This window comes from Bradyrhizobium sp. CFUWI, assembly GCF_056429085.1.
Genome location: NZ_JBWJZE010000115.1, coordinates 1 through 933, shown reverse-complemented (window position 1 = coordinate 933; position 933 = coordinate 1). Strand labels below are relative to the sequence as shown.

Annotated in this window: 2 protein-coding genes and 1 pseudogene; 2 read left to right on the top strand and 1 reads right to left on the bottom strand. The window is 62.1% G+C overall.

The window, feature by feature from the left end:
- Positions 1-198, top strand: a 198-nt coding sequence (locus tag AC066S_RS38950) for a hypothetical protein (protein ID WP_478271924.1), incomplete at its 5' end; no start/stop codon positions are given.
- A gap of 94 nt (positions 199-292) precedes the next feature.
- Here AC066S_RS38950 and AC066S_RS38945 read toward each other — a convergent pair.
- A pseudogene (locus AC066S_RS38945) lies at positions 293-397 on the bottom strand (transposase); the annotation flags it as partial.
- A 190-nt stretch (positions 398-587) separates the two neighbouring features.
- Here AC066S_RS38945 and AC066S_RS38940 point away from each other — a divergent pair.
- Positions 588-933, top strand: a 346-nt coding sequence (locus AC066S_RS38940) for a hypothetical protein (protein WP_478271923.1), incomplete at its 3' end; no start/stop codon positions are given.

Genomic DNA, 933 nt, shown 5'->3' with positions numbered 1-933 from the left:
CTTGTTCAGCCGCCGGCTTACGCGGCCCGGATTTCTGCTTCATCTTCGCTCCTGGTGGCTACGATGAACCAGAAATCCTCCTTCCGGAAAACCCTTCAATCTGTCTCAAGAGTGCTGACGGCGAACAGTCCAGGCCATCCTGGCGAGCTTGTTGGCAAGCGCGATGGCCGGTGGGCCGCCGGGCCAACAATCGCGTGAGCCATGGCCGATGATCGGTGCCATGGAACTTGGCGTAGCGGATTACAGCGAGCGCGCCAGCCGTGTACAGGCTACGCAAATAGCGATCGCCCTGCTTGCTGATGCTGCCAAGCTTGTCTTTGCTCCCGCTCGAGCTCTGCTTTGGCGCGAGACCAACACAGGCCGAGAAGTGCCGCCCGATCCCTAGCCGAGTTCGCACAAATAGGCCTACGAAATAAGGTAGTTGAAGGATTGCTGTTTGCACGGCACCTTCCAGCTTGGATCCAGCGCTCAGTCAGTGGTGAGCTGAACCGGGGACACGAGCTCGCCCCCGGGGGACCCAGAGTGCGACTCCGAACAGACCACACTCCTCAACCAATCTGCGCCAGTAACTAACGGAGGATTACCCAATGGCTTATGAAACTCTTGTGGATCTATCTCAGGACTTGCTGGTCATCACGGCGAGATTCCAGGAGCAGCTCGAAGATGTGGCAGACCAGCTCGACCTCGCGACGCGCTCTGGCGCACGAGTGTCGAGATCGCGGGCGAGGCGCGCATTGCGCGACGAGAACCTGTCCCGTGCACGTCTCGATCGTGCAGCGCGTTCAGGGTTGCGGGCCGATCGTGCGGCGCGCTCCCTGCGCGACGAAGAGCTGCGGGCCGAGCTCGCCGATCGTGCGGCGCGCTCGTTGCGAGATGAGGAACTGCGGGCCGATCGTGCAGCGCGCTCCCTGCGCGACGAAGAGCTGCGGGCCG